Source organism: Novosphingobium rhizosphaerae (assembly GCF_050920675.1).
Taxonomy (GTDB): Bacteria; Pseudomonadota; Alphaproteobacteria; order Sphingomonadales; family Sphingomonadaceae; genus Novosphingobium; species Novosphingobium rhizosphaerae.
Map to the genome: position 1 here is coordinate 3510091 of NZ_CP137861.1, position 21087 is coordinate 3531177.

The 21087-nt window shown below is 66.4% G+C and carries 15 protein-coding genes; 7 read left to right on the top strand and 8 right to left on the bottom strand.

Going from position 1 to position 21087, the window contains the following annotated elements:
* Window positions 1-27: 27 nt before the first annotated feature.
* Window positions 28-2172, bottom strand: a complete 2145-nt coding sequence (locus tag R9J51_RS15940; RefSeq protein ID WP_179505047.1) for an indolepyruvate ferredoxin oxidoreductase subunit alpha — start codon at window positions 2170-2172, stop codon at window positions 28-30.
* Window positions 2173-2178: 6 nt separating this feature from the next.
* Window positions 2179-2955, bottom strand: coding sequence for a cyclase family protein (locus tag R9J51_RS15945; protein ID WP_179505048.1), 777 nt, complete (start codon window positions 2953-2955; stop codon window positions 2179-2181).
* 102 nt (window positions 2956-3057) lie between these two features.
* Between R9J51_RS15945 and R9J51_RS15950 the strand changes: the two genes are divergently transcribed.
* The 3 genes from R9J51_RS15950 to R9J51_RS15960 all read left to right on the top strand — a co-directional run bounded on the left by R9J51_RS15950 (window position 3058) and on the right by R9J51_RS15960 (window position 6395).
* A complete protein-coding gene (locus R9J51_RS15950) occupies window positions 3058-3522 on the top strand; it encodes a MarR family winged helix-turn-helix transcriptional regulator (protein ID WP_168555315.1) in 465 nt (154 codons plus the stop codon).
* 100 nt (window positions 3523-3622) lie between these two features.
* Entirely contained in the window at window positions 3623-5926 is a 2304-nt protein-coding gene (locus tag R9J51_RS15955; RefSeq protein ID WP_179505049.1) for a bifunctional salicylyl-CoA 5-hydroxylase/oxidoreductase, read from the top strand.
* 40 nt (window positions 5927-5966) lie between these two features.
* Window positions 5967-6395: an acyl-CoA thioesterase gene (locus tag R9J51_RS15960; RefSeq protein WP_179505050.1), complete on the top strand. Its 429-nt coding sequence runs from the start codon at window positions 5967-5969 to the stop codon at window positions 6393-6395.
* A 5-nt stretch (window positions 6396-6400) separates the two neighbouring features.
* On the opposite strand, the gene R9J51_RS15965 is transcribed toward R9J51_RS15960, so the two are convergent.
* Window positions 6401-8968 (bottom strand): LuxR C-terminal-related transcriptional regulator, encoded by a 2568-nt coding sequence (locus R9J51_RS15965; protein WP_179505051.1) that lies wholly within the window; start codon window positions 8966-8968, stop codon window positions 6401-6403.
* A 327-nt stretch (window positions 8969-9295) separates the two neighbouring features.
* Here R9J51_RS15965 and R9J51_RS15970 point away from each other — a divergent pair, with 327 nt between their 5' ends.
* Both R9J51_RS15970 and R9J51_RS15975 read left to right on the top strand, forming a co-directional pair.
* A complete protein-coding gene (locus R9J51_RS15970) occupies window positions 9296-10198 on the top strand; it encodes a LysR family transcriptional regulator (protein WP_432787579.1) in 903 nt (300 codons plus the stop codon).
* A gap of 58 nt (window positions 10199-10256) precedes the next feature.
* Window positions 10257-12065 (top strand): M14 family metallopeptidase, encoded by a 1809-nt coding sequence (locus R9J51_RS15975; protein WP_179505052.1) that lies wholly within the window; start codon window positions 10257-10259, stop codon window positions 12063-12065.
* A 111-nt stretch (window positions 12066-12176) separates the two neighbouring features.
* Here R9J51_RS15975 and R9J51_RS15980 read toward each other — a convergent pair whose 3' ends face one another.
* Window positions 12177-13898 (bottom strand): hydantoinase B/oxoprolinase family protein, encoded by a 1722-nt coding sequence (locus R9J51_RS15980; RefSeq protein ID WP_179562250.1) that lies wholly within the window; start codon window positions 13896-13898, stop codon window positions 12177-12179.
* Window positions 13895-15937 carry a hydantoinase/oxoprolinase family protein gene (locus R9J51_RS15985; protein WP_179562262.1) on the bottom strand — a complete coding sequence of 681 codons (2043 nt, stop codon included), beginning with the start codon at window positions 15935-15937 and terminating at the stop codon, window positions 13895-13897. The genes R9J51_RS15980 and R9J51_RS15985 overlap by 4 nt, the downstream gene beginning before the upstream one ends.
* A gap of 201 nt (window positions 15938-16138) precedes the next feature.
* Here R9J51_RS15985 and R9J51_RS15990 point away from each other — a divergent pair, with 201 nt between their 5' ends.
* Together R9J51_RS15990 and R9J51_RS15995 are read left to right on the top strand one after the other, a co-directional pair.
* Complete coding sequence (locus R9J51_RS15990; protein ID WP_179505054.1) at window positions 16139-17443, top strand: cytosine permease; 1305 nt, start codon at window positions 16139-16141, stop codon at window positions 17441-17443.
* A 16-nt stretch (window positions 17444-17459) separates the two neighbouring features.
* Complete coding sequence (locus tag R9J51_RS15995) at window positions 17460-17834, top strand: nuclear transport factor 2 family protein (protein ID WP_179505055.1); 375 nt, start codon at window positions 17460-17462, stop codon at window positions 17832-17834.
* A gap of 14 nt (window positions 17835-17848) precedes the next feature.
* Here the strand turns inward: R9J51_RS15995 and R9J51_RS16000 are convergent, their stop codons facing one another.
* The 3 genes from R9J51_RS16000 to R9J51_RS16010 are packed head-to-tail and all read right to left on the bottom strand — an operon-like array spanning window position 17849 to window position 21077.
* On the bottom strand, window positions 17849-18781 hold the full coding sequence (locus R9J51_RS16000) for a sugar phosphate isomerase/epimerase family protein (RefSeq protein WP_179505056.1): 933 nt from the start codon (window positions 18779-18781) through the stop codon (window positions 17849-17851).
* Window positions 18778-20463, bottom strand: coding sequence for a GMC family oxidoreductase (locus R9J51_RS16005; protein ID WP_179505057.1), 1686 nt, complete (start codon window positions 20461-20463; stop codon window positions 18778-18780). Before R9J51_RS16005 ends, R9J51_RS16000 begins: the two co-directional genes overlap by 4 nt.
* Window positions 20463-21077: a gluconate 2-dehydrogenase subunit 3 family protein gene (locus tag R9J51_RS16010; protein ID WP_179505058.1), complete on the bottom strand. Its 615-nt coding sequence runs from the start codon at window positions 21075-21077 to the stop codon at window positions 20463-20465. Before R9J51_RS16010 ends, R9J51_RS16005 begins: the two co-directional genes overlap by 1 nt.
* Window positions 21078-21087: the final 10 nt, after the last annotated feature.

A 21087-nucleotide genomic window follows, 5' to 3' on the forward strand; every position in this document is an offset into this window, starting at 1 on the left:
TGTTTGGGGTGCCTGGGCGATGGCGTGTCAGAATGCGCGCGCGGCGCGGCCGCGTTCGGCGGCCAACTGCCGGCTGGCGATGATCGCGCCGCCGATCCGGGCCTTGAGCCGTTCCAGCCGGCCGGGATTGGCCACGATCTTCGCGCGGTAGAAGCTGGGGCAGAGCACTGCGGCATGGCTGACTTCGCCGCACAGACCGCAGCCCACGCAGGAATTCTCCACATGGGCCACTGGGTCCTGCCGCAGCGGGTCAGGGTTGGGCTTGATCGTCAGCGACGGGCAACCCGAAAGGCGGATGCAGCTGTGGTCCCCGGTGCAGGTGTCGCTATCCACGCCAAAGCGTTCGCGCACGACCCGCTTGCCGGCCTTGAGCGCGGCAGCGGTGACCTTCTTTTCGCGGCGCTGCTTGTTGAGCATGCATTCCGACTGGGCGACGATGACCTTCGGGCCCTTTTCCGGCGTGGTCAGCGCCTCGCGCAGCAAGGACGTCATCCGCGCCAGGTCATACGTGCGGGTCGTTTCCCGAACCCATTTCGCGCCAACGCCGCGAACGGCTTTGGTAATCGGATTGCGCGTCTCGCGACTGGCATTGTCGGCCCGCGACGACAGGATGTCCTGCCCGCCGGTCGCCGCCGAATAGCCGTTGTCGATGATCATCGTGACGGTGTCGTCCTTGTTGAACACCGCGTTGCCGATGCCGGACGTCAGGCCGTTGTGCCAGAACCCGCCGTCGCCCATGATGGCGATCGAGCGCTTGCCACCTTCGCCGTCCTTGGGCTTGAATGCCGAAGCCCCCGCCGCGCCCAGACCATAGCCCATCGTCGTGTTGCCGATGTTGAAGGGTGGCAGGATCGAGAACAAGTGGCAGCCGATGTCGGCCGAAACGTGCGTAGGACCCAGATCGCGCTCCACCAGCTTCATCGCGGTGAAGATCGGCCGTTCCGGGCAGCCGGTGCAGAAGCCTGCCGGCCGCTGCGGGATTTCCTGGGCAACGGGCGCCGGCAGCGGATCCAGGGCGTCGGGGGCCGGCGCCAAGGCGGGTGCCTGATCCGCCAGGAACCGCGACAGGCCCTTGCGGATCACGTCGGCGGTATATTCGCCCGAGCGCGGCAGCATGTCCTTGCCCAGGATACGGGTGTCCAGCCCGGCGCGACGCACAAGCGTGTTGAGCTCGTGCTCGATGAATTCGGGCTGGCCTTCCTCGACAACCAGGACCGTACGCTTGCCCGCGCAGAACGCGGCCACTTCGTCGGGGATCAGCGGATAAGTGACGTTGAGGCAATAGATCGGCAGCTGCGCGGCGCCATAGGCATCGGCCAGCCCTAGGAGTTCCATCGCGCGGTTGAGGTTGTTGTAGAGCCCGCCCTGGACGATGATGCCGATGCCCGCCTCGCTCTGTGCCGGCCCGAACCATTCGTTGAGCCGGTTGTCGCGGACATAGGCCACGCCGGCTGGCCAGCGCTGCTCGATCTTCTCCACCTCGTGGAGGAAGTTGGCGGGGGGCAGCACGATCCGGTCGGTATCGCGCACCGGCGCCGCGGCCGCCTCACCCACGGTGAGCGGCGGGCGGCGGTTGTCCTTGGCCACGAACGAGCCGGTCATGTGGCACGATCGCACGCGCAGTTGCAGCATGACGGGCGTGTTCGACGCTTCGGAAAGGCGGAAAGCCTGTTCCACCGAATCCACGATGCTCGGCAGGTTGGGCCGGGGATCGATCAGCCACATCTGCGATTTCATCGCGAAGGCGTGGGTGCGCTCCTGCATGATCGAGGAGCCCTCGCCATAGTCCTCGCCCACGATGATCAGCGCGCCACCGGTCACCCCGCCAGAAGCGACATTGGACAGCGCGTCGGACGCGACGTTGGTGCCCACGACGGACTTCCACGCCACCGCCCCGCGCAGCGGATAGTTGACCGAGGCCGCCAGCATGGCCGCCGCCGTCGCTTCCGAAGCGCTCGCTTCGAAGTGCACTCCCAGATCACACAGCAGGTCGTTGGCATCGGCGAAGACATCCATCAGGTGGCTGATGGGCGAACCCTGATACCCGCCGACATAGGCGACGCCCGACTGCAACAGGGCCTTGGTCACGGCCAGAATGCCTTCGCCGGTGAAGACTTCGCCTTCGCCCGCCGTCAGCTTGACCACTTCACGCTTGAACGACCGCTCCGCCATGCCGGGTTACTCCGCAACCAGCGCGAGCACGCGGAGCGGGCTGCCCGACCCGTCGCGGATCTTGAGCGGCGCGGCGATCACCACCGCGCCGGTCGCCGGCAGCTTGTCGAGGTTTTCCAGGCACTGCAGGCCGTACTTGCCCGCCCCGTGCAACAGAGTATGCGCCGGATACATCGGGTCCAGCAGATGCGCCTGCCCGGCATCGGTACCGATCGTCTCGACGCCGAAGCCCAGCACATCGCGTTCTTCAACGAGGTAGCGCACCGCGCAGACGTCGGGGCCCGGCGTATGGGCGCCGTCCTCGCGGCGATTTGTGTAGCCTTGCGCATCGCGCTTGGACCAGTCGGTGCGGAACAGCACCCAGCCGCCGGCGGGAATCGTGCCGTGCTCGGCTTCCCAGGCCTTGATGTGTTCGGCCTTGAGCAGGAAATCGGCGTCGACCGCACATTGCGCGGAGAAATCGAGAACGACGGCCGGCGCGACCAGCTTTTGCGCGGGCACCTTGTCCACCGTGTTGTCGGCCAGATCCTTGCCCGAAACCCAGTGCACCGGCGCATCGAAGTGGGTGCCGGTATGCTCGCCCACCGTGAAGTTGTGCCAGTGCCAGGCCACGCCGCGTTCGTCATACCGGGATATTTCCGTGCGCGAAAACGCTGCCGTCTGGCCGAATGGTTCGGGCAAGACCAGCAAGGGCGTGTCTTCGGACAGCGTCTGGGTCAGGTCCACGACAGCGATGTCGCCTGTGGCAATAGCATGTGTGAAGGCAGCGAGAACGTCAGTCATGGACTCGGGCTCCTTTTCGGACCATTACCCCAAAGACTATCCCATTAACTTGCATATGCAACTAAAATGTTTTTGACCGCTGACTGCCGCTTGGAGTTTTGAATGAGTGAGGATCTGCGCCCCTTCGGCAATCCCGGATCGGAAAAATTCCGTCTCGATGCCTACCCGTTTTACCTACTGAATCGCGCGGCCAGCCGTTACAACGTGGTCATAGAAGCGGAGCTGCGCACCGTAGGCATCGATATTCCGACCTGGCGCGTGCTGATGATCTTGGGCGAAAAGGCTCCACTCGCGATCGGCCAGGTGGCCAAGTCTGCCGTGATCAACCTATCCACGGTCATGCGCATCGTCGAGCGCATGGCCAAGGCGGACCTTTTGGTCTCCGCCCCCAGCGAACAGGACGGTCGCGTCACCGAGCTGGAGCTGACCGACCGGGGGCGCGAAGTGCTGGCCGCAGCGCGCAAGGTGACTGCGCCGCTCTACGACAAGATCATCAAGGGCTTCTCGGCAGCAGACTTCGCGCGCATGCTGGACATCCTCGCGAGGCTGCACGACAACTTGAATTGAAGCCGCCGCGATCGGCCGCAACGCCGGCGCAGAGCATCAATTAAACTTGCACATGCAAGTTTATCGATGTACGCCTGGGATCTACCCAGGAGGCGTGATCATGCGTATCGCTTGTCTCGGCGGCGGACCCGCCGGCATCTATTTCGCGATCTCGATGAAGTTGCGCGACCCCTCGCACGAGATACACGTCTTCGAGCGCAATCGCTCTGGAGACACGTTTGGTTGGGGCGTGGTATTCTCTGATCAGACACTGGCCAATCTGCAGGCGAACGACCCGGTGAGCGCGGCCACCATTGCCGACAGCTTTGCCCACTGGGACGATATCGACGTCACCGTGGGTGGAAGCACGGTAACATCCTCGGGACACGGCTTCATCGGCATCGGCCGCAAGCGCCTACTCCAGATTCTGCAGGCGCGCGCGGCGCAGCTTGGCGTCGTGACGCATTTCGAAGCACAATTCGATGCCGACCTTTCGCCCTATGCCGATTTCGACCTGATCGTTGCCGCCGATGGCGTCAATTCCATGATCCGCGCCGCCAATGCCGACAAGTTCGAAGTCGACATTGAAACCCGGCGCAATACGTTCTCGTGGCTGGGCACCACCAAGCTGTTCGATGCCTTTGCCTTCATCTTCGAACAGACCGAGCATGGCTGGATCTGGGCGCACGCCTATCGCTTCGATGCCACGCATTCCACCTTCATCGTCGAATGCGCGCCGGAAACCTGGCGGGGCCTGGGCCTCGACACGATGGAGCAGGCCGAATCGATCGCGCTGTGCGAGAAGATCTTTGCCCGCCATCTCGACGGTCACCGGCTGATTTCCAACGCCACGCATCTGCGCGGGTCGGCCGCATGGATCAACTTCCGCCGCGTGATCTGCCGGCAATGGTCGTTCGACAATGTCGTCCTGCTGGGCGATGCCGCGCATACCGCGCACTTCTCGATCGGGTCGGGCACGAAGCTGGCGCTGGAAGACGCGATCAAGCTGGCGCAAGTGCTGGATCGGCCCGGGATCATCGGCCGCGAGGAACTGGCCGCAGCGCTTGCCGAATACCAGGCGGAGCGCCATGTCGAGGTGCTCAAGATCCAGAATTCCGCCCGCAATTCGACCGAATGGTTCGAGACGATCGACCGCTACCTCGGCTTCGACCTGCCCCAGTTTGCCTATTCGCTGATGACCCGCTCGCAACGCGTGAGCCACGAGAACCTGCGCCTGCGCGACCGCACCTGGCTGGAAGGCCTAGAGCGCTGGTTCTGGGCGGGTAACGAAGGGCGCAACACCCCCGTCCAGCCGATGTTCACGCCCTATGCCCTGCGCGGGCTGACGCTGCCCAATCGCGTGGTCGTGCCCGCGATGCTGACCTATTCCGCCGATCCGGACGGCTATGCCACGGACTTCCACAACGTGCACTATGGTGCGCGGGCCCTGGGCGGCGCGGGCCTGGTGGTGACGGAACTGCTCGCGGTGAGCCCTGAAGGCCGCGCCACGCCGGCTTGCCCCGGCCTGTGGCACGAAGGACAGACCGAGCGCTGGGCCGCCATCAATGCCTTCGCGCATCAGCATTCGGCGGCGAAGACCTGCGCGCAGATCGGCCATTCCGGCGCGCGGGCGGCCTGCCGCGTTCCGGGCGAAGGCGTCGGCTACGACGTGCCGCTGGCAGAGCCCTGGACCACGGTTTCGGCCAGCGCCCTGCCATGGCGCCAGGGTGGCTTGGTCCCTCGCGCGCTTGCGCAGGGCGAAATGGCCGGCATCGTCCAGCAATTCATCGCCGCCACCGAGCGCGCCCATCGCGCCGGTTTCGATATGCTGGAACTCCAGGCCGGGCACGGCAGCCTGCTGTCCAGCTTCATCACGCCGGTAATGAACCGGCGCGACGACGCATTCGGCGGCTCGCTCGAAAACCGCATGCGCTTTCCGCTTCAGGTCGTGGCCGCCGTGCGCGCAGCCTGGCCGGCGGACAAGCCACTGGCGGTGCGCCTCTCCGCCAACGACTGGGTAGGCGAGGAGGGCGTCACGCCAGCCGAAGCGGTCGTCATCGCGCGGCTGCTCGGCGAAGCCGGCGTCGATATCGTCGATGTCTCGGCCGGCGAAACCGCGCCCGAGGCGCGCCCGGTCTATGGCCGCATGTTCCAGACGCCCTTTGCCGACCAGATCCGCAACGAAGCGCGCATTCCCACGATTGCGGTGGGCAACATCGCGGACGCTGACCAGGTCAATTCGATCCTCACCGCCGGCCGCGCCGATCTCGTGGCCCTGGGCCGCACGCACCTGTTCGATCCGGTCTGGACGCTGCGCGCGGCCGTTGCCGCCGGCCACGAAGCGCAGACGGTGCCATTGCCCTACGTGACCGGCCATGCCATGGCCCAGCGCGCCGCGCAGGCGCCTGCGGCCGTCCGCGCCTGAGCGCCATCGTCCCATCTCATCCGGTCCGGAACACTGACCCATGTCTTTCACCACCCGCGCACAAGTCCGTTTCGCAGACGTCGATCCTGCCGGCATCGTTTTCTATCCGCGCTACTTCGAGATGCTGAACTGCGCGGTGGAGGACTGGTTCGAGCAGGATCTCGGGGTGGATTTCAAGACGATGCATCTTGAGCACCATATCGGGGTGCCCACGGTCAGGCTGGAAACCGAATTCTTGGCGCCGAGCAGCCTGGGCGACCGGCTGGACATCACGATCGCGCCCCGGCAGCTGGGCCGTACCAGCTGCGCGCTGTCCATCGAATTTGCGGGCAACGGCGTGACCCGGCTGCGCGCGCAGGTCGTGCTGGTGTGTATGGACCTGCACAGCAAACGCCCCATCGCCTGGCCCGAAACTTTGCGCACGGGGATCGAGCGAGGCCTGCCCGCGCCGATCGCGCCTGCCGCCTAAGCCCGTCAGATCAGCCGCCGGCGCAACGCCTCCGCGACGGCGGCCGAGCGCTTGTTGACGCCCAGCTTGCGATAGATATTGCCCAGGTGGAACTTGACCGCGCTCGCCGAGAGGCCAAGGTCGCGGGCGATCACTTTGGTGGAATGGCGCAGGGCGATCCCACGCAAGACGGACAGCTCGCGCGGTGCGAAGGCGATGCCGCCCGATGCATCGAAAGCATGCGCCGCGACGGTGCGCACCACGCCCGCGCAAAAACTGCGCACCCCCCGCCCCGCCGCGCGATAGGCCGGCACTGTCTTCATCGCATCGACCACCGGCAGCAGCGCCGGGCCCTGCTCTGCAAACGGCAGTACGATCCCTTCCGGTTGGGCCATCACGATCGCTTCGTAAAGGCGCTCGGCTGCCGCTTCGACGCGGTCCTGGTCGAACAGGCCCAGCGCCTGGATCACGAAAACGCGGATCGTCGTCACCGCGCGCCCGCTGTCCAAGGCCTGACGCTCCAGCCGATCCGCCACCGCGCGCAGCGCTTCGGCATCCTTGCCCAGCAGCGCGTCCTGCGCCTGAAGCAGCGCGGCCTCGTCGCGCGCGCGCCAGCCGACGCGGCTCGTGGCGATCGTGTCGGCCAGCGCCGGCACCAGATCGCGGCCCTGACGCCTATCCGCCACCACGCCCGCGTGCAGGATGCGGCAGAAGTGCTCGATATCGCCCAGCCGGCGCCCACGCATCAGGCGCATCGCGCGATCGAGCAGTTCCAGCGCGCGGGCATGGTCGTTGTGCATCAGTGCCGCCCGCGCACCCACGCGATAGCCGATGACGAAGGCATCGGGCCAGCCGTCGTGCGCCTCCAGATCGCGCAGCGCCGCATCGATCCGGTCAAACAGGCCTTCGGTTCGGCCGCGCTCCAGCTCCACCTCGCACAGCACGCATTCGCCAACGGCCCGCAGCCCGACGTCATCGGGCAGGGTGCGCGCAAACATCGCGCCGGCTTCGGTCGCCAGGCGGCTCGCCCGGCTCAGCTTGCCTTGCGCCAGGGCAATCATCGCATCGACCAGCATGGCCGAACCAAGCCCGTAATGCGCCGTAGCGCTTTCGTATTTGCGGCACGATGCCTCGATCTGTTCCTGCGCCAGGGCAAAGCGGCCTTGGCGGAAATAGTGCAGGCTGCGCAGCGCATAGACGAAGGCGGCATTGATCCGGTCGTTGGTATAGGTCGACCAGAAAAAGCCCTCGGCCAACTGGGCCTCGGTCAATTGGGTGTGCGAATGGAACGCCAGCACGTGCTGCGCGATGATGAAATCGGCATAGACCCGCGATTGCGACGGTGATTGGTAGGCCAGTTCCTCGGTCACATATTCGCGCGCTGCGTCGAGCAGGCGCCGCGCTTCGGGGAAATGCCCCTCCTTCATCAGCATCACCGCCTGGGTTATGGTCACCTGGCCGGACTGCGCCGCCTGCGGCTGCTCGGCAAAGTCGGGCAAGAGTTGCGACAGGGTATCCCGCACCCGCGTGTAGCCCGATGCGCCGAGCAATTCGCCGCTGGTAAAGGCTTCGAACGCCAGCCGCGCCAGGGCCTGGTCGCCGCAGTCCCGCACCAGCGCCATCGCAGCATCGGGCGCGCGCCGTTCGACGTGATAGTGCAGCGCCTCGCGATAGGCCTGCGCGCGGTCTGCCGGCTTGCCCTTGTCCAGTTCGCGCCGGGCAAACCCGCGCAGCAGCGCATTGGCGGAAAACCCGCCGTCCACGCCGCGCCGCACGCTGATCAGCGGCGCCAGCTGGCCCAGTTCCATCAGCACGGGAAACGCAAGGCGCGGTGCCAGCAGCCGGCCCAGGTATCGCTCGTCGACCCATTCGAGCATGGCCGTCTGCGTCAACGCCAGTTTGGCGTCCACGCTCAGCGCCTGCCAGATTCCTTCGCGCATGGCGGCTTCGAGCAGACCGCCGGCATGGTCGAGCACGGCCTCGACCGAACAGGGCCCGTCAATATCCGTCGCCACCGCTTCGGCCAGGGGCCAGCCGGAGGCAACCCCGGTACCTGGCCGAGCGGCAAGGTGCATCGCGGCATAGGCAGCCGCCTCGGCCGGATCGAACAGGAATTGCGCCGGGTCGAGGGAGCGGGTCAGATGGGGCGAGCGCACTTGCGCCAATAGCGCCGCGCAGGGGCGGCGCGAAACCAGCCAGACCTTGAAGCGTTCCGGCGTCCACAGCAGCAGCTGGCCAAGCGCCTGCCCCACGGGTTCGACATCCAGCGCGTTGGCATCGATCACCAGGATCAGCGGCCGCCCGTTAAGGCCGGCCAGAACCTGCCCGATGGCATCGGCCGTCGGCAAATCGCCACAGGCACCCACGGCCTGCGCGATGGCCCGCTCGAATACGCCGCCATCGCCCAGATCGCCGGCCCGCAGCGTCAACCAGCGGAACGAAGCCGCGCCTGCGGCTGGTCCGCGGACGTGGTTCGCGAGCAGCGTGGTCTTGCCCAGGCCCGTGGGCCCGAAGACCTGCACGATCCGCTCGCGCCCATCCGTCGCCAGCAGATCGGCAAACCGCGCCAGGCGCACATCGCCGCAGATCGGCACGGGCGGCCGCGCGTGCTGCGGTGCAGCGGGCCATTCAGCTTGGTTTCCCCCGGGACCGGCTGTCTCCAAAGCTTCATCCGCTGCCGCTACCCGAACGGGAAGACCGCGCCCGGTCATGGCGTCTGGCACGCAAATGGGGGCAGGAGAATCCGCATGGGGCGGACACTAACGCCCCGGCGCGCGGCGCTGCAAGCGCGCGCTGGGCCGTGACTGGCCGAATATGCACGATCCTGTCCATTCTGGCCCGTGCCTGCCGCCCGGCGCACCCGCTATCCTGCACTGCGGCAGACGCGTTGCCGGGCAATGCGTGGGGTGATGGAGGCGCCGATGTTGATGGATGTGGCAATGCGCTATTTCTACGAGGCCGCGAACCAGGGCTCGATGCGGCTGGCCAGCGAGAAACTGGGCGTCGCCGTCTCCTCGATCAGCCGGCAGATCGTCCAGCTGGAAGGTTATCTCGGCGTCAACCTGATCGAGAAAGGCCGGCGCTCGGTCAAGCTCACCGAGGCGGGCGAGCTGACTTACGACTTTCACCGCACCCAGATCGCGGAACTGGACAGCCTGCGCACCAAGATCCAGGACTTGCGCGGCGTGCGCAAGGGCTCCATCCGCCTGGCGGTGGGCGAAGGTTTCCTGTCGAGCGCGTTCTTCCAGACGATCGACGCGTTCCACAGCAGGAACCCCGGCCTGCGCATCGAAACCCATGTCGGCTCGACCAGCGAGATCGTGCGCATGGTCCAGGACGACGAAATGCACATCGGCCTGGTGCTCCAGATCGAGCCAGAACCCAAAGTGCGGGTGCGGCTCTCGCTGGCCCAGCCGCTGATGATCATGGTCCATCCCTCGCACCCGCTGACGCGCAAGAACACCGTCACGATCGCCGATCTGGCCCAGCACGACTTGTGCCTGCCGCCCCGGGGGTTTCGCATCCGCCAGATTGTGGGCCAGATGGAAGCGGTGGCGGGCATCCATCTCGAACCCGCGCAGACCACCTCCTCGATCGCGATGATGCGCGATCTTGCGGCCGAGGGACGCTTTGCCACCGTGCTGCCGCAGATCGCAGCGTTCGGGGAAGTGTCCGCCCGCCGGCTGGTGGCCATCCCATTCGAGGAGACCGAGGCCGATCCCGTCTCGGTCCACCTCATCACCCGCCTCGGCCGCCATCTGGAAGGCGCGCCCGCCAAGCTGCTGACCGTGCTCGAAGCCAAGATGCGCAGCTGGACGCACTGATCGCGCAACGAGATCGCCCCGCGCGCGCAATGAACGCGGCCTAGACTGCGAGGCGGACATGCGCGAAAAGGACGAGAACGTGAAGCCCGCATACTGGCCATCCGAATGGCGCGCGCCGCTGCCGCCCGTCCAGCCCTGGAGCGGCGCCAGCGAAGCGCTGATCCGGCCCGAAGACGATCCCTGGGTCTCGCCGGCGGAACGCTCGGATTTCGATACGACCCCAACGTATTCCGAAACCCTGGCATGGCTCGCTCGGCTGGCAGACGCGTCACCGCTGGTCCGCCTCTACGATTACGGGCTGTCGGCCGAAAGCCTGCCGCTGATGCTGGTGGTGGCCAGCACCGATCATCGGCGCATCGCGGCCCGCTTGCAGGGGCAGCGGCCGGACCTCTTCGCAGCAGCGGAACCGATCCGCGTCCTGAGCGAATGCGGCATCCACCCCGGCGAGATCGACGGCAAGGATGCCAGCCTCATGCTGCTGCGCGACATCGCGCTGGGCGGCAAGACGGACCTGATCGTCGGCTGCGACTGGTATTTCGTGCCAGTGCTCAATCCCGATGGCCACGAACGACGCTCTGCCTATAGCCGCCCCAACCAGCGCGGGCCCAATGTACAGGGCTGGCGGGCGTCGGCGCAGGGGCTCAATCTCAACCGCGATTTCGTCAAGGCACAGTCGCCGGAAATCCGCGCCATCCTGCGGCTGCTGACCCAGATCGATCCCGACCTGTTCATCGACATGCACGTGACGGACGGGCTCGATTACCAGTACGACATCACTTTCGGTTTCCAGGACCCGCTCTATTCCGCCTCTCCGCAAATCAGCGCTTGGCTGGAGCAGACCTATCGCCCGCAAGTGGATGCGCATATGCAGGCGCAGGGCCATGCTCCCGGCCCGCTGATCCTTGCGGCCGACGACCGCCGGCCGGAGCTGGGCCTGATGCTGCCCGCCTTCCCGCCCCGCTTCTCCCATGGATATGGAGACTTGCGCCATATCCCGACGGTGCTGGTGGAGAACCATTCGCTCAAAACCGTGCGCCGGCGCGTGCTCGGCACTTATGCGCTGCTCGAAGCATCGCTGCGCGTAGCCGTGATGCATGGCGCAGACTTGCGCGCTGCGCTGGCGGCCGATCGCGCCCGGCGCGAGCCGGAGCCGATTCTGGCCTGGGACATGGCGCCCGCGCCGGTGCGCACGATCACCTTCCACCCCATTGCCTCGAAGTTCTACGAAAGCCCGGCATCGGGCGCGCAGGAAGTGCGCTGGCTGGGCACGCCCCTGCCGCCCGTGGAAACGCCAGTGTTCGGATCGACACCCGCCACCCGCATTTCCCGCCCGCGCGGCTATTGGGTGCCCGCAAGCGAATTCGACGCGCTCGACCGCCTGCGCGCCCACGGCATCGCCATGGACATCGCGCCCGACTGGATCGAGATCGAAGTCGACATGCTGCGCCTATGCGACCTCGAAGTGGCCGGCGCCGTCTCCGAACGGCGCGTTACGCTCAAGGCCGGCGTGGCGCAGATCGAGCGACGCCGCGAACGCTTTGCGCCAGGTTCCGCTTTCGTTACCACGGACCAGCCGCTGGGCGACCTCGCCATCCACATGCTGGAGCCGACCTGCGCGGATTCACTGTTCGCGCAGGGGCTGATCGCCGGAATGCTCGACCCGGTCGAATATCTCGAAGCCTATGTCGTGGCGCCGATGGCCGAGGAAATGCTCGCCACCGACCCGGACCTGCGCACCGAATTCCAGGCAAAGCTCGCGGCCGACAACGCCTTTGCCGCCGATCCCATGGCGCGGCTTAAGTGGTTCTATCTGCGCTCCCCCTACCGCGACGAGCGCCACATGCTCTACCCCGTGGCGCGCTGCTGACCGGGGCCTAGGCCAATTCAACAGCGGTTGATTGGCCGAAACGGCCGGGAACGCCTCAAACAGCGGGACCTCGGATCAAGTCCGGGGTCCCGCTGTTTCCACGCGCAACGCCTAGGCCCCACGCAGCGCCTCGGTCTGGGCCTCGTCCACTGCGTCTCCGGCGATCGCCACCTTGTAGACCGCTTGCGCTGCCTCGCGCGACACATAACCATCGCGCACGTCTGCCAGCACCGCTGCGGGGTCGCGCTCCACCGCCCGGCCATAGCCCGCGCCGCCCGCGCCGCGCGCGATGGCGCGGTCTCCCACTGCTACGGGCATGCGATAGGTGCCCACGCGCTTTTCCTCGGGCGTCCCGAGGCGCACGATCATCTCGTTGGTCTGCGGCTGTTCGCCGCCGGCCAGAGCCCAGGGCTTTTCCTTGGAGCGCTTGGTGATCGAGAGGAATTCGCCGTCCTGGGTGAAGCGAATCACCCGCTGCGTGCCCATGCCGCCGCGCTGCCGTCCGGCGCCGCCCGAATCCTGCTGGATTTCGAACTGCTCCATCATCATGCCGGTCTTCATCTCGATCACTTCGATCGGCGTGTTGCGCACCAGACTGCCGGAAATGTGGTTGGTGGCATTGATGCCGTCGAACCCGGCGCTGCCGCCCCAACCCACCGGCTCGTTGTTCGACACGGCGTACATCGCTTTGGTGACGGGGTCGGTACCAATCATCATGAAGCCCAGCGTGTCCCCACCCGAACAGGCCGCGATGCGCTCGGGCATGCCCTGCGCCAGCGCCTTGTAGACCAGTTCCAGCGCCAGGTGGGCCGGCCACTGCGTGAACGTGGCGGCGGGATAGACCGCGTGGAACAGGTTGCCTTCGGGCGCGATCACCTGAAGCGCGCGGAACGAACCGGCGTTGTTGCGCTGGGCGGCCGACGTCAGGGACTTGAGCACGAACTTGCAGACCGTTTCGGTCAAGCCGATCGGAATGTTGATCGGCCCGCGCACCGCCGGCGACGAGCCCGAGAAATCGCAGGTCAGGCCATCGTCGTCGATCGTGACTTTCACGTGGATCGGCACCGGATCATCGGTGATGCCATCGTCATCGACCACGTCGCTCGCTTCCCAGGTGCCGCGCGGCAATTCGGCAAGCGCGCGGCGGACCAGCGCATCGCTGGCCAGCTTGATGCGGGCGACCGCTTCGTCAAACGCGGCGCGGCCAAACTTGGCGAGCACGGCGTTGAGCCGTTCCACCCCAGTGCGCGTTGCCGCCACTTGCGCATCGAGATCGCCCATCACCGGGCCGGGCATGCGCGAATTGAACTTGATGATGTCGATGATGTCCTTCACTGGCGCGCCATCCTTGTAGATGCGGGTGCCGGGAAAGATCAGGCCTTCCTGGTGCATGTCGGTGGAATCGAGCACATAGCCCGGATCCTTGGCGCCCAGGTCCATCCAGTGCGCGCGGATGCAGGTATAGGCAAAGGGCTTGTCGTCCCCTGCGGCAAAGACCGGCGCAAACAGCGTGGCATCCAGCGCGTGCGCCGAATTCCAGTAGGGATAGTTCATGATGAAAATGTCGCCCGGACGCATCGTCTCGGCGCCGGCAAAGGCCACGCCCTTGCGGATCGCATAATCATTGGCGCCGAGGAAAAACGCCAGGCCCGGCGCATCGGCGATCAGTTCCAGACCAGCGTCGTAGATCGAGATGCCGAAATCCAGGACCTCGTAGATCACGGGATTGAACGCGGTGCGGATCAGCGTGCGGCGCATTTCCTCTGCGGCCGAAACGAGATAGCTGCGGATGACTTCGATGGTGGCGCCATCGAGCGGTGCGGGCTGGTTCACGCGATCCCCCTGCTGAAGATGATCAGATGGCCGTATTCGTCCACGGCAACGGTCTGGTCGGAATGGATGACGGTGGTGGTCGTGCCCTCTTCCACGATGGCCGGGCCATCGAAGCGGTGGCCCGCGCCCAGACGCCCGCGTTCGTAGACGGTGAAGGCGGTGCGCTGGCGAAGCGCGAAGCAGAACGCATTGCGCGTGCCCGTGCTCGCTGCGCTGGTCGGACCTTGCGCCGTGGCGATCAACGGCAGCGTCGGCTTGGGCATCACCGCACTGGCGCGCACCCGCAGCGTCACGATCTGCACCGGCCCGGTGATCGCATGGCCATAGCGTTCGCGATGCAGATCGTCGAAGCGGGTGCGCAGCGCGGCCAGATCCTCGCCTTCGCCCAGTTCGATTTCCAGCGCATGCTCCTGCCCAGCATAGCGACATTCCACCAGGCGCAGGTAGCGGCGCTCGGTGTTGCTGCCGGTCTGGCCTTCGAGCTGTCCGCGCGCTTCTTCAACAAGTGTTGCAAACTTCGCTTCGATCGCCTCTCGCGCGGCGGGTTCGAGCAGGCGCAGTTCGGTCAGCGCCACATCGGTGACGATGTCCGACATCAGCATGCCCCAGGCCGAGAAGACTGCCGGGGATTGCGGCACGATCAGTTCGGCGTTCATCACCTCGCGCGCGATGAGCGGGGCGATCATCGGCCCGGCGCCGCCGAACGCCAGCATCGAGAAGTCGCGCGGATCGCGGCCCCGCTCGACGGTGATTTCGCGAATGGCGCCAGCGGTGCGGGCCACCAGCACGTCGAAGATGCCGGCGGCAGCGCGGTCGATATCGATGCCGAGCGGTGTGGCGACGCGATCCTGCATGCCCTGGCGCGCGGCCGGCACGTCAAGGTCCACGGTGCCGCCCAGGAACGTCGCGGGATCGAGGAAGCCCAGGATCAGCGCGGCGTCGGTGGTGGTGGGCTCCTGCCCGCCCCGGCCATAGGCGATGGGCCCGGGCTGAGAGCCTGCGCTTTGCGGCCCCACCTGGAGCAGGCCTTCCTGCACCCAGGCAATCGAACCGCCGCCCGCACCGATACAGCGGATGTCGAAGATCGGGATCAGGGCCGGCAGGTCGGCCAGCGGCGCCTCGTGCATGACCAGCGGCTCGCCATCCTCGATCACGGCGGCGTCGAGCGAGGTGCCGCCGTAATCGAGTGTCAGCAGCCGGTTGCGTCCGATCGCCCGCGCCAGCTGGCCCGCGCCGATCAGCCCACCCGCCGGCCCCGACAGCACGGTGTAGATCGGCGCCTGGCGCGCGGTCTGCGCGGTCATCGCGCCGCCGGCAGACCGCATGATCAGCAGTTTGCCCGCAAAGCCCGCATCGACCAGCCCGCTTTCCAGCCGGCCGACATAGTCGTTGAAGATCGGGTTGATATAGGCATCGACCACGGCGGTCGCCGTGCGTTCGTACTCGCGATATTCGCGGGTGATCGCGCTGGAGGCCGAGACCGCCAGTTGCGGATAGGCCGCGCGGATCAGCGCCGCCGCGCGTGCCTCGTGCGCGGGATTGCGATAGCTGTGCAGGAAGCAGATCGCCACCGAGCGAATGCCGGCCTCCACCAGCAGGCGTGCCGCATCGAGCACGGCGGCTTCGTCCAGCGGCTCGATCTCTATGCCCTGCGCATCGATCCGCCCGCCCACGCCATGGCGGTGCCGGCGCGCCACGATGCTGGGCGCGTGCTGATAGCGATAGTCGTACATCGAAGCGGCGGGCACATCGGCGCGGCCGATTTCGAAGATGTCGCGAAAGCCGGCATTGGTGATGATGCCGGTTTCCACGCCGCGCCGCTCGATCACGGCGTTGAGGCCGAGCGTGGTGCCGTGCACGAACAGCTCCGTATCCGACAGCGCCACGCCCAGCCGGTCGAGCGCGGCCAGTACCCCGCGCACGGGTTCGTCGGGCGTGGTCGATGCCTTGGCCAGCCGGGTCGTGCCGGTTTCGGAATCGAACAGGATCGAATCCACAAATGTGCCGCCGATATCGACTGCCACACGAAATCTCTTCATGCACGCGCTTCCCGGATCTGGATGAATCCCTCGAATACCGCGATGATATTGCGCAAACGGACCAAGAAGCGCCGATGTCGTTGCATCTGACGCAAGACCCGCTGCCCACCCTTGCCGCGGCCCACGCATCTGACACGATCGGGGGCACTATTCCCTTGGCCGGCCATGCTTTGGCGGCCGCCGGAGATCGATCGAATGCCCATGTTGAAGAGGATTGCCAGCATCGTCGAGCGCAATCCCGAGCGTCCCCCCGAAGCCGGCGCGCTGCGCAGCTGGCCGTTCCTGACCATGGTCCTGGTCGGGGTTTCGATTTCCGTGCCGTTCTTCGCGTTCGGCGGCACGTTGGGGCAACACGCCGATTTCCCGACCGTGGCCGCCGGCATCGTCATCGCCAGCGCGCTGCTGGGCCTGTGGGGCGTGATCACCGGGCATATCGGGCTGGTGGCGCGGCTGCCCACGGCGATGATCATCCAGCGCACGTTCGGACGGCAGGGGTCGATCGCCATCGTGGCGATGATGGTGCTTTCCTCGTTCTGCTGGTTCGGGCTGCAGACGCAAATCCTGGTCAAGAGCCTGGCGGCCATCCTGCGGACGCAACTGAGCTATCAGTTCGACGAGCGGATCGGCGTGGTCCTGGTCGGCGCGCTGATCGCCTCGACCGCCGTGATCGGCGTCAAGGCCATGGGCAAAGTCGCGGTGGTCAGCGTGCCGCTGCTGCTCCTGGCCACGCTCGTGCCGCTCGGGATCGGACTGGATCGCCACGGTCTGGAGCCGCTCCTGGCGATCCGCCCGATAGCCGAGCCCATGGGCCTCGGCATGATCGTGTCCACCGTGATCGGCGCCGAAGTGTTCGGCTGCTCGATCAACCCCGATCTCAGCCGCTTTCTCAAGACCTCGCGCGACAACGTGACGGCGATGACGATCAACTATGCCGTGGCCTTCCCGCTGCTGCTGATCCTCGCCGCCGCGCTGGGCACGATCTACAACAACGCCGATCTTGTCGCGACGATGCTGGCGGCGGGCATTGCCCTGCCCGGCAGCCTGATCATCATCCTCGCCACTTGGACCAGCAACGACAAGAACCTCTATGCCTCGGCACTGGCGCTTTCGGCGCTGTTCCCGAAAGTGGAACGCTGGCAATTGGCAGCCCTCGCCGGCATTCTCGGCACATGCCTCGCGGCCGCCGACATTCTCGGCCATTTCATCGTCATGCTCACGTTCATGGGCCTGCTGATCGCGCCCATGTCGGGCGTCTATGTCGCCGATTTCCTGCTGCGCCGCAGCCGCTACACCGACGTCGACGCGCCGGTGCCCGCGTTCCGCGTGCCACAGCTGCTGGCCTGGCTGTTCGGCATTGCCGTCGGCGTTTCCACGCTGCCGGTGGCCAATGTCGGCCTGGGTCTTGCGGAAATCACCCACGCCCCCACCATCGATGCCCTGCTGGCCGCGATGGTGTTTCTGTTCGCAGCCGATCGCGTGTCCCGCGCGCGGCCAGCCATCGCCTGACCATCACGGAGCGACCATGACCAGCACGCAAAGCCCCATCGCCCGCATGTTCGCGTGGTGGAACGAAGCCTATCACCAAGACGCCTTCACGCCGACCGGCTTTGCGCAGCACTTCACCGAAGATGCCCCGTTCCTGGTCGATGGCGGTCTGCGCGGCACCGGGCCCACAGAAATCAGCGCCCATTTCGCCCGTATCCGCCAGGCAACCGATACGGTGGAATTGCAGCCGCCCATCGCCTTGCTCAGCGACGAGACGCAGGGCTTCGTCCACTATCGCTGCACCTTCACCGCCGACGGCCTCGCCGGTTCGGAAGTCTGCATGGCCCACGCGCGCTTCCGCGACGGCAGGATCGCGCGTTTCGAAGTGATGGGCCGACCCGAGGAGAACTGACGGCGCGCCCGCGATTACATCAGCGGCGCCAGGTACTTCTGGGCATCGGCCGCGGTGCGCAGCGGGTCGGTCGGCACGTCGTATTCCACGAAGAAGTGCTCGACTCCCGCGCGTTCGGCCGCCGGGATGATCCTGCGGAAATCGACCATCCCCGTGCCGGGATCACGCACGCTGCCGTCTGCGGCAATGTCCTTCATGTGAACCATGCGGAACCGACCCGGATTCCGCGCGAAATAGCCGCGCACATCCACCCGGGCCTTGGTTGCCCAGGCCAGGTCGAGTTCGAACTTCAGCCTGGCCGGGTCGGTCTCTTTCAGGATCAGGTCATAGGGCACATCGCCGCCCAGCTTGCGGAATTCCTGGTCATGATTGTGGTAGGCCAGCTGGAACCCGCGATCGTGCGCGGCATCGGCGGCGCGGTTGAGCGCGGCAATCAGTTGCTTGATCTGCGCCAGCGATTGCAGCTGCGACGGCCAGGTGATCTGCCAGGTGATGTATTTCTGTCCAAGCGGGCCGGCCTGCTTGGCGCAGGCATCGATCAATCCCTCAACACGGGTGAAATCGAAGGCTTCGATGAACTTGCGCTCGAACGTCGCCCGGTCAATCCGGCCGGCCACGCCATCGTCGAACACTTCGTAGAGGCCCGGCGGCATGATGTGCTGCGAGGGCGAGACCAGGCCATGCCGGTCGAACACCGCGCGCACGAATGCGGGGTCGCGTCCGAAGCTGCCCAGCGTCTCGACTTCGCGATAGCCCATCGCCGCCACTTTGGCGATCGTGCCTTCGAAGTCGGCATCGAGCAGGGTCATCAGGGTATAGAGCTGGATGCCCAGAGGACGCCGCGGCGGGCGAGCCAGCGTCGCACCGCCGCCCAGCAAGGCCGCCGCTCCCACTGCGGCAGTCCCGCCGATCAGGCTGCGGCGCGACATCGCGAAGGGGTTCATCATAGCGCTCCTTGCTTCATCTGGTCCGCGGCAAAGGCAGCGGCGCGCGCGGTCAGCGCCATATAAGTCAGCGACGGGTTCTGCGCGGCTGAAGCGGTCATGCAGGCACCATCGGTCACAAAGACATTGGCCGCGTCGTGGCAGCGGTTGTGCGCATCGAGCACGGCCTGCCCCGGATCGGCCCCCATGCGCGCGGTGCCCATTTCGTGGATGGCCAGGCCGCCGGGCCCAAGGTCGGCGCTGGTGACGATGTCGGTGCCGCCCGCGCTCTCCAGCATAGCCTTGGCCTCGACAGCCATGTCCTGGGCCATGGCATGCTCGTTCGCGTGCCAAGTAAATGCCACGTCGAGCAGTGGACGGCCCCAGCGATCCAGTTCCTTGCCCAGCGTGGCGCGGTTGTCGGCATAGGGCATGCATTCGCCCATCGCGCCGATGAACATCTGCCACGGCCCCGGCCTACGCAGCCGGTGCTTGAGCGCGGGGCCGATGTCCTCGCCCTCGCCGCCGCGCGTCCACATCTGGCGCGAGGCGCTGCCCTGATAGCCATAGCCGCGCCGGAACGGCCGCTCATCCGCGCCGCCCTGGTCCGAGAGATTCTGGAAGCGGGGAATATAGATGCCGCTCGGGCGGTTGCCCCAGGGCATGCGGTCGGTAAAGCCGGGGATCGTCGCCAGGCCGAACGGCCCCATGACGTGATCCATCAGATAGCGGCCCAACGCGTCGGACCGGTTGGCGAAACTGCGCCCGCTGGCAGGATCGAGCGAATTGAGCAGGATCTGCGTCGTCCCCAACGTGGAGGCGTTGAGGAACACCACGCGCGCGCCCAGCGTCGTGCGCGCCTTGGTCTTGGCGTCGATCACCCGCACGCCGGTCGCCCGCCTTGTCGCGGGATCATAGACCAGCGAATCGACGATCGCATCGGTCATGATCTTGAGCCGGCCGGTGGCGCGCGCGGCGGGCAGCGTGGAACTTTCGCTGCTGAAATAGGATCCCGTCGAACAGCCGCGAATGCACGGGCCGCAATAGTGGCAGGGCTGGCGATCGCCGAGCGGCCGGGTGAGCACCGCGCTGCGCTCGTTGATCATCGGGCGCCCGGCGAACTTCTCGGCAAGGACCGCCTTCACATGCTCTTCCACGCAATTCATGCCGTGCGCGGGCATGAATTCGCCATCGGGCAGCGTGGCTATGCCGTCACGGTCGCCGTTGACGCCGATGAAGCGCTCGACATGCGCGTACCAGGGCGCGAGGTCGTCGTAGGTAATCGGCCAGGCGATGCCATGCCCGTCACGCCCGGCCTCGCTGAAGTTCAGCGGGCTGAGGCGGAACGACGCGCGGCCCCAGGTGATCGAACGGCCGCCCAGATGATAGCCGCGAATCCAGGCGAATTCGGCATCCGGGTGCGTCGCATAGGGATTGTCGACGTCATCGACGAACCAATGGTCGTTGGCATCCGAAAGACCGACCAGTCGCGATTGCACCGGCTTGCGCGCGGCATAGCGGCGGCGGTCGCCAAAGCCGCGATAGGGCAGCTGAAACGGCGCGAGATGTTCGGTGATATAATCGGTGCCAGCCTCCACATGGCGCCCGCGCTCCAGCAGCAAGACCGAAAAACCACGCTCGGTCAGCTCCTTGGCAGCCCAGCCACCCGAAATACCGGAACCGACGACGATGACGTCCGCGTCCATCACGCCGCTCCCTTCGCCGCAGGGGCGATCGCCGGCGGCGCGGCATCGGCGGCGCGCGGCCCCGGATCAAGCGAGAGCGAAATGCCCCAGACGTTGAGCGCGGGCGCCCGCCCGCCTGCGCCAAATGCGGCGCAGGCGTCATAGGCGCCAGGCACAAGATTGAGATCAAGCTCCTCGGTCGCGCCGATCTCGCTGGTGTAATAGCCATAGACGGTCAGCTTGCGCAGCGTCGGCGCCTTGAACCGCCGCCCGTCGTAAAGCGCCACGGCCGGATCGCCGCCGGCCGCGAACGCTGCCATGACGAGATCCAGCTCGGCATCGCAGCGGCGCTGTTCCTCCGGGCTCATCCAGTGCTGGTGCATCATCTCGATAAAGCCGGTAACCCCGGCTTCCTTTGCCCCCCGCGTGGTGTCGGCCGGAATGATCAGCTCCACCAGGCGATCGAGCGCCGCATGGCGCGCAGGCGCAAAGGGGGTGTAGGCCGGCGGCGCCAAGGCAGAGGGGGCCGCATCGGCCGCCATGGCATGATGGTCATGCCCCGCCATCGCCCGCGCCGCGCCGGGCGCAACCAGCGCCGCGGCGGCAATCCATTTGAGCGTTTCTCTACGATGCAACGGCAATACT

Excerpts from the sequence above, each read along its gene's own strand:
- R9J51_RS15940 (WP_179505047.1), bottom strand. The coding sequence starts at position 2,172 with ATGGCGGAGCGGTCGTTCAAGCGTGAAGTGGTCAAGCTGACGGCGGGC.
- R9J51_RS15945 (WP_179505048.1), bottom strand. The coding sequence starts at position 2,955 with ATGACTGACGTTCTCGCTGCCTTCACACATGCTATTGCCACAGGCGAC.
- R9J51_RS15950 (WP_168555315.1), top strand. The coding sequence starts at position 3,058 with ATGAGTGAGGATCTGCGCCCCTTCGGCAATCCCGGATCGGAAAAATTC.
- R9J51_RS15955 (WP_179505049.1), top strand. The coding sequence starts at position 3,623 with ATGCGTATCGCTTGTCTCGGCGGCGGACCCGCCGGCATCTATTTCGCG.
- R9J51_RS15960 (WP_179505050.1), top strand. The coding sequence starts at position 5,967 with ATGTCTTTCACCACCCGCGCACAAGTCCGTTTCGCAGACGTCGATCCT.
- R9J51_RS15970 (WP_432787579.1), top strand. The coding sequence starts at position 9,296 with ATGTTGATGGATGTGGCAATGCGCTATTTCTACGAGGCCGCGAACCAG.
- R9J51_RS15975 (WP_179505052.1), top strand. The coding sequence starts at position 10,257 with ATGCGCGAAAAGGACGAGAACGTGAAGCCCGCATACTGGCCATCCGAA.
- R9J51_RS15985 (WP_179562262.1), bottom strand. The coding sequence starts at position 15,937 with ATGAAGAGATTTCGTGTGGCAGTCGATATCGGCGGCACATTTGTGGAT.
- R9J51_RS15990 (WP_179505054.1), top strand. The coding sequence starts at position 16,139 with ATGTTGAAGAGGATTGCCAGCATCGTCGAGCGCAATCCCGAGCGTCCC.
- R9J51_RS15995 (WP_179505055.1), top strand. The coding sequence starts at position 17,460 with ATGACCAGCACGCAAAGCCCCATCGCCCGCATGTTCGCGTGGTGGAAC.
- R9J51_RS16000 (WP_179505056.1), bottom strand. The coding sequence starts at position 18,781 with ATGATGAACCCCTTCGCGATGTCGCGCCGCAGCCTGATCGGCGGGACT.
- R9J51_RS16005 (WP_179505057.1), bottom strand. The coding sequence starts at position 20,463 with ATGGACGCGGACGTCATCGTCGTCGGTTCCGGTATTTCGGGTGGCTGG.